The organism is Streptomyces sp. FH025, assembly GCF_017427025.1.
Lineage (GTDB): Bacteria > Actinomycetota > Actinomycetes > Streptomycetales > Streptomycetaceae > Kitasatospora.
In genome coordinates, this window is record NZ_JAFLNG010000440.1 from 1 (window position 1) to 6,572 (window position 6,572).

General features: G+C 74.1%; 4 protein-coding genes. 2 read left to right on the top strand and 2 right to left on the bottom strand.

Going from position 1 to position 6,572, the window contains the following annotated elements; genetic code table 11:
• A partial coding sequence (locus J0670_RS26160; protein WP_207814127.1) for an error-prone DNA polymerase occupies window positions 1–3,070 on the top strand: 3,070 nt, incomplete at its 5' end.
• Window positions 3,071–3,256: 186 nt separating this feature from the next.
• On the opposite strand, the gene J0670_RS26165 is transcribed toward J0670_RS26160, so the two are convergent.
• Complete coding sequence (locus J0670_RS26165; RefSeq protein WP_207814128.1) at window positions 3,257–4,078, bottom strand: TIGR03084 family metal-binding protein; 822 nt, start codon at window positions 4,076–4,078, stop codon at window positions 3,257–3,259.
• 159 nt (window positions 4,079–4,237) lie between these two features.
• Here J0670_RS26165 and J0670_RS26170 point away from each other — a divergent pair, with 159 nt between their 5' ends.
• Window positions 4,238–5,062: a LuxR C-terminal-related transcriptional regulator gene (locus J0670_RS26170; RefSeq protein WP_207814129.1), complete on the top strand. Its 825-nt coding sequence runs from the start codon at window positions 4,238–4,240 to the stop codon at window positions 5,060–5,062.
• A 9-nt stretch (window positions 5,063–5,071) separates the two neighbouring features.
• Here the strand turns inward: J0670_RS26170 and J0670_RS26175 are convergent.
• Window positions 5,072–6,572 (bottom strand): AMP-binding protein (locus tag J0670_RS26175; RefSeq protein ID WP_243437533.1); only part of this gene is annotated, 1,501 nt, incomplete at its 5' end.

Sequence of the window (6,572 nt, forward strand, 5' to 3'; positions counted from 1 at the left end):
CTGGGCCGAGCTGCACGTCCACTCCGCCCTCAGCTTCCTGGACGGCGCCAGCGAACCGGAGGACCTGGTCGCCGAGGCGGCCCGACTGGGCGTGGAGACCCTCGCGATCACCGACCACGACGGCCTGTACGGCGCCGTCCGGCTCGCCGAGGCGGCCCGGGGGACGGGCGTGGCCACCGTGTTCGGAGCCGAACTGACGCTCCGTCACGAACACGCGGTGGAGCACCTGTTGGTCCTGGCCCGCGACCCCTCCGGCTACCGCCGCCTCTCCGCCGCGATCGCCGCCGCCCAACTGGCCGGCGGGGCGAAGGGGAGCCCCGCGTACGACCTCGCGACGCTGGCCGGGGCGCACGGCGGCCACTGGGCGGTGCTCACCGGCTGCCGTCTCGGGAGGGTCCCGGCCGGGCTAGGCGACGGTACGGGGGAGCGGCAACTCCGCACCCTCACCGAGGCGTTCGGCCGCGATAACGTCCACGTCGAGCTGATCGACCAGTGGCTGCCCGGCGACGACCGGCGCAACGACGCCCTGGCCGCGCTCGCCGCCAGGCTCCGGCTCCCCGTCGTCGCCTCCACCAACGCCCACCACGCCGGCCCCGCCCAGGGGCGCCTCGCGCAGAGCCTCGCCGCGCTGCGTGAACGCCGCACCCTGCAGGAGGCCGTCGGCTGGACCAGGGCGGCCGGCACCGCGCACCTGCGCTCGGGCCGCGAGATGGCCGCCCGGCTGGCCCGTTTCCCCGGTGTGCGGCGGGCCACCGCCGAACTCGGCCGGGCCTGCGCCTTCGACTTCGCCCGGCTCGACCCGGAGCTGCCCGGCTACCCCGTCCCCGAGGGCGAGACCGAGATCAGCCACCTGCGCGCCCTGGTCGCGGCCGGCGGCCCGGCCCGCTTCGGCCCCGGCAACGCCGCCGCCCGCCGCCAGCTCGCCAGGGAGCTGGACGTGATCGAGGACCTCGACCTGGCCGGCTACTTCCTGATCGTGCACGACATCGTGGACTTCTGCCGGAGCCAGGACATCTGGTGCCAGGGCCGCGGCTCGGCCGCCAACTCGGCGGTCTGCTACGCCCTCGGGATCACGGCCGTCGACCCGGTCCACTACAAGCTGCTGTTCGAACGCTTCCTCTCCACCGCCCGGGACGGGCCGCCGGACATCGACCTGGACATCGAGAACCGCCGCCGGGAGGAGGTCATCCAGTACGTCTACCGCCGCTACGGCCGCGAGCACGCTGCCCAGGTCGCCAACGTGATCACCTACCGGCCCCGGCTGGCGATCCGCGACGCCGCCCGGGTGCTCGGCTACCCGCAGGGGCAGGTGGACGCCTTCAGCCGGCAGACCGACTTCCGCTCCGCCCCCGGCGCGGACGCCGTCATCCCGGCCGACGTGCTCCGGCTCGCCACCCAACTGCACGGCCTGCCACGGCACCTGGGCATCCACTCGGGCGGCATGGTGCTCACCAGGGAGCCGATCGGCGAGATCTGTCCGACCGAGTGGGCCCGGATGCCCGGGCGCTCCGTGCTCCAGTGGGACAAGGAGTCCACGGCCGGTGCGGGGCTGGTGAAGATCGACCTGCTCGGCCTCGGCATGCTCGCCGCGCTGCACGACACCTGCGATCTGGTCGCCGAGCACCACGGTCTGCGCTACGACCTGGCCACCATCCCGGACGACGACCCGGGGGTGTACGCGATGCTGCGCCGCGCGGACACCGTGGGTGTGTTCCAGGTGGAGTCCCGGGCCCAGATGGCCACCCTGCCCCGGCTCAAGCCGGACCACTTCTACGACCTGGTGGTCGAGGTCGCGCTGATCCGCCCCGGCCCGATCCAGGGCGGCTCCGTCCACCCGTACCTGCGCCGCCGCGCCGGGGTGGAACCGCCCGGCTGCCCGCACCCGCTGATGGAGAACGCCCTCGGCAAGACCCTCGGGGTGCCGCTGTTCCAGGAACAGATGATGCAACTCGCCATCGACTGCGCCGGGTTCACCCCCGCCGAGGCCGACCGGCTGCGCCAGGCGATGGGCGCCAAGCGCTCGCACGAACGGGTCGCCCGGCTGCGCGAGCGACTGCTCACCGGAATGGCCGAGCGCGGCATCCCGCCCGAGGTCGCCGAGGACGTCTACGGCAAGATCGAGGCCTTCTCCAACTACGGCTTCCCGGAGAGCCACGCGATCAGTTTCGCCTACCTGGTGTACGCCAGCGCCTGGCTCAAGTACCACTTCCCGGCGGCCTTCACCTGTGCCCTGCTGGCCAACCAGCCGATGGGCTTCTACTCGCCGCTCAGCCTGGTCTCGGACGCCCGGCGGCACGGCGTCCGGGTGCGCGGGGTGGACGTCAACGCCAGCGGGCCGCGCCCCACCCTGGAGCCGTACCGGGGGCCGACCCCGGTGCCGCCGCTGACCGCGGGACGCCCGCAACCGGCGATCCGGCTGGGCCTGGAGACGGTGCGAGGCATCGGCACCCCGCAGGCCGAGGCGATCGCGGCCGGCCGGCCGTACGCCGACCTGGAGGACTTCGCCCGCCGCACCGGCCTGCCCGCACCCGCTCTGGAGGCGCTGGCGACGGCCGGGGCCTTCGACTGCTTCGGACTGACGAGACGTCAGGCGCTGTGGGCGGCAGGGGCGTTCGCAGGAGTGTCGGCCGAACTGCTGCCCGGCACCACGCCCGGCACCGAGGCGCCGGAGCTGCCCGGCATGAGCCCGGTCGAGGAGACCATCGCCGATCTGTGGGCCACCGGCACCTCCGCCACCAGCCACCCGCTCCAGCACCTGCGCACCCGGCTGGAGCGCGGCGGCGCGCTCTCCGCCGCCCAACTCCCGGACGTGCCACCGGGAACGGAGGTGCTGGTGGGCGGCCTGGTCACTCACCGGCAGCGGCCGCCGACGGCCGGCGGGGTGCTCTTCCTGAGCCTGGAGGACGAGACCGGGCTGATCAACGTGATCTGCAACCGCCCGGTCTGGGAGTCCCAGCGCCGCACCGCCCTGGACCGGGCCGGCCTGCTGGTGCACGGCCGCGTCGAGCGCGACCGCGGCGCCACCAACCTGGTCGCCACCCGGCTCACCCCACTGCGGATCGGCATGTGAGCCCTCGGACCACTCAGTCGGGGTAGCGCACGAGTCCGCTCAGGTCCAGGTCGAAGTCGAACGGGTCGGGGATGCGCATGCCGTCACCGAACTTCCGGTCGTGCTGCCCGTAGAAGCTCATGGTGCCTCCTCCGGTATGTGCAGTCGGCCGACCCGCAGTCTATGCACAGACCCGCCCCGGGCCGTTCAGGCGCCGGTGGCCGCCGCCCGCCCCGGGCCCGGCGCCCCGGCGAAGGCCTGGGCGATCGGCAGCCAGGCGGTGGCGACCGGGCCGGTGGCGGTGAGGTCCAGGTCGTCGCGGTGGCGGCGCTGGGTCACCAGCAGGCAGAAGTCCAGCGCGGGGCCGGTCACCACGTCCGTCGCGCCGTCCGGGCCGAAGGTCCACGACCCGCCGTCGGGGGCGGTCAGTTCGAGCCGGACCGGGGCCTGCGGAGCGGGCATCCCGTGCAGGGTGAAGGCGAAGCCCAGGGTGCGCAGGCCGAGATGGGCGATGTGCCGCAGGCGGGCGGTGGGCTCCCGGGTGGCGCCGAGCGCGTCCGCGACGTCCTGGCCGTGGGCCCAGGTCTCCATCAGCCGGGCGGTGGCCATCGAGGCGGGCTTCATCGGCGGGCCGAACCACGGGAGCTTCACGTCGACCGGGGTGGCGGCCAGTGCCGCCTGCACCTGCTCCCGGCTCGCCCGCCAGCGGTCGAGCAGGGCGGCGGGCTCGGCGGCCGCGCCCGCCCGGGCACCGTCCTCGACCGGGTCGGCCCCGGCGGCCAGCAGCTCGGTGAAGCGGCCGCCGAGCGACGCGGTGAAGCCCTCGGCGTCCCGCGCGGCCAGCACCGCCCAGTCGTCGGTCCAGGCCAGGTGGGCGATCTGGTGCGCGATCGTCCAGCCCTCGGCGGGGGTCGGCCGAGTCCAGTCCTCGGCCGGCAACCCGGCGACCAGTGCGTCCAGGACGGCGCCCTCGGCCCGCAGGTCGGCCAGCAGGCCGTGCAGGACCTCGGCGGCGCTCGGGTCGGTCATCGGCTTCCCCTTTTCGGCGGGCCGGTCGCTACTGACCGGTAGCTCACGGCCGAACCCTACGCCCGGCCCGGCCGCCGCGTCGGCAACTTCCCGGCAACGAAGCGGAACACGCACGTCAGGACTCTCGCCACCGGCCGCGACCCGTGTGACAATCGCGCGATGACAAGCGCGGACGCCCTCCCAGCTGCGCAACCCGTCGACGACGCTGCGCAATCCGACGACCCCGAACTCGCCGTGCGCGCCGCCGAGCTGGTCCGGGACGCCGTGCTCGGCGACCTCGCCCGCCGGGTGGTGGCCGAGTGCGGCGCCGACGTCGGCCTGGTCGGCGTGCCCGAGCCGCTGCCCGGGAGCCGCGTCGGCGGCGAGGGCATGGTGCTGCGCCACTGGGCGGGCACCCGGGCGGACCTGCTGCACGACGTGGCGGTCCCGGCCGGCCTCGGCCTCGGTGGGCGGGCGCTCGCCGAACGCTCGCCCACCTGGGTGCCCGACTACCGTGCGGCCACGACCATTTCGCACCACTACGACGCGGCCGTGGCCGCCGAAGACCTGTACGCGATGCTCACCGTCCCGCTACTGGACGGCGACACCGTGCACGGCGTGGTGTACGCCTCGGTGCGCGCCGTCGTCCCGTTCGGGGACGTCCGGATCTCCGCCGTCGGCAAGCTCGCCCAGGCCGCGACCCGGGCACTCGCCGGGGCCGCGGCCTGGAGCCGGGAGGCGCCGCCCCGGCCGGAGCGGGGGCAGCCGAAGCAGGGGCAGTCGAAGCAGGGCCGCCCGGCCGCCCCCGTACCGCCGTTGACCCCGCGCGAGCACGAGGTGCTGCGCTGGGCGGCGACCGGCCGGACCAACCCGGAGATCGCCGCCCGGCTGGGCCTGACCTGCAACACCGTGACCGGCTACCTCAAGTCCGCGATGCACAAGCTCGGCGTCCGCAACCGGACCGAACTCGCCCTCGCCGCAAGAGAGTTAGGCCTCATCGGTTGAACCCTCCGGTCAGTTGACCTGACGTTCCTGCCCGCTCCAGTACGGCCCGCGCAGCCGGAACTTCTGCAGCTTGCCGGTGGCGGTGCGCGGGAGCGAGTCCCGGAACTCCACCGAGGTGGGCGACTTGTAGCCGGCCAGCCGCTGCTTGCAGTGCGCGATCAAATCGGCCTCGGTGACGGCCCCCCGGCCCTCCCTGAGCACCACCAGCGCCTTGACCGTCTCGCCCCACCGCTCGTGCGGCACCCCGATCACCGCCACCTCGGCCACCGCCGGGTGGCTGTACAGGCAGTCCTCCACCTCGATCGAGGAGACGTTCTCCCCGCCGCTGATGATGACGTCCTTCTTCCGGTCCGAGATGGTCAGTTGGCCGTCGTCATCGAGGGTGCCGCCGTCGCCGGTGTGGAACCAGCCGTCCCGCAGCGCCTCGGCGGTGGCCTCGGGCTGCTGCCAGTAGCCGTCCAGCACGGTGTTGGAGCGCACCAGCACCTCCCCGGAGGGGTCCACCCGCAGCTGGGTGCCGAGCGCCGGGGCGCCGGCCTGCACCAGCTTCTCGGCCCGCTCGGCGGCGGGCAGCGCGTCCCACTCGGCCCGCGAGCGGTTGACCGTGACGATCGGGGCGGTCTCGGTCAGGCCGTAGAGCTGCATGAACTCCCAGCCCAGCCGCTCCTCGACCTGCTGCACCACCGAGGTCGGCGGCGGCGCGCCGGCCACGATCATCCGCACCCGGTCCCGGCCGGGCACGGGGCCGTCCCAGTCGGCGGCCGCGTCGAGCACCATCTGCACCACGGCGGGCGCGCCGGACAGGAAGGTCACCCCGTGCCGCTCGACCCGCCGCAGGATCTCCGCGCCGTCCACCTTCCGCAGCACGATGTGCCGGGCGCCGAGCCCGGTGAGCGAGAACGGCAGACCCCAGCCGTTGGCGTGGAACATCGGCAGGGTGTGCAGGTAGACGTCCCGGTCGTTGGCGCCGTAGTGCAGGCCCATCAGCGTCGCGTTGAGCCAGATGTTGCGGTGGGTGAGCTGAACGCCCTTGGGGCGGGCGGTGGTTCCGCTGGTGTAGTTGATGGTGGCGGTGTCGTTCTCGGAAACCGCGTACCGCCGTGGGGAGTTGTCGAAGTCGTAGAGCAGGGCGTCACTGTCCGCGCCGAGCACGAACTTGTGCTTGGCCGTCACCCCGTCGAGGGCGTTGGCGACTTCCGGATCGACCAGCAGGACGGAGGCGCCGCTCTGCTCGACGATGTACGACACCTCCTCGGCCTTCAGCCGGAAGTTCACCGGCACCAGCACCCGGCCGTACCCGCTCACCCCGAAGAAGGAGGTGAGCAGCCGCGCCGAGTTGTGCGAGACGACCGCGACCCGTTCGCCCGGCCCGACGCCGAGCCGGTCCAGCCCGGCGGCCTGGGCCCGGGCGAGCTCGGCGATCCGCCGGTAGCTCAGCTCGCCCCAGGATTCGGCCGGCTGCACCGGCTCGTCGACGATGCCGACCCGGTCGCCGTAGACCAGCTCGGCC

Excerpts from the sequence above, each read along its gene's own strand:
- J0670_RS26170 (WP_207814129.1), top strand. The coding sequence starts at position 4,238 with ATGACAAGCGCGGACGCCCTCCCAGCTGCGCAACCCGTCGACGACGCT.
- J0670_RS26165 (WP_207814128.1), bottom strand. The coding sequence starts at position 4,078 with ATGACCGACCCGAGCGCCGCCGAGGTCCTGCACGGCCTGCTGGCCGAC.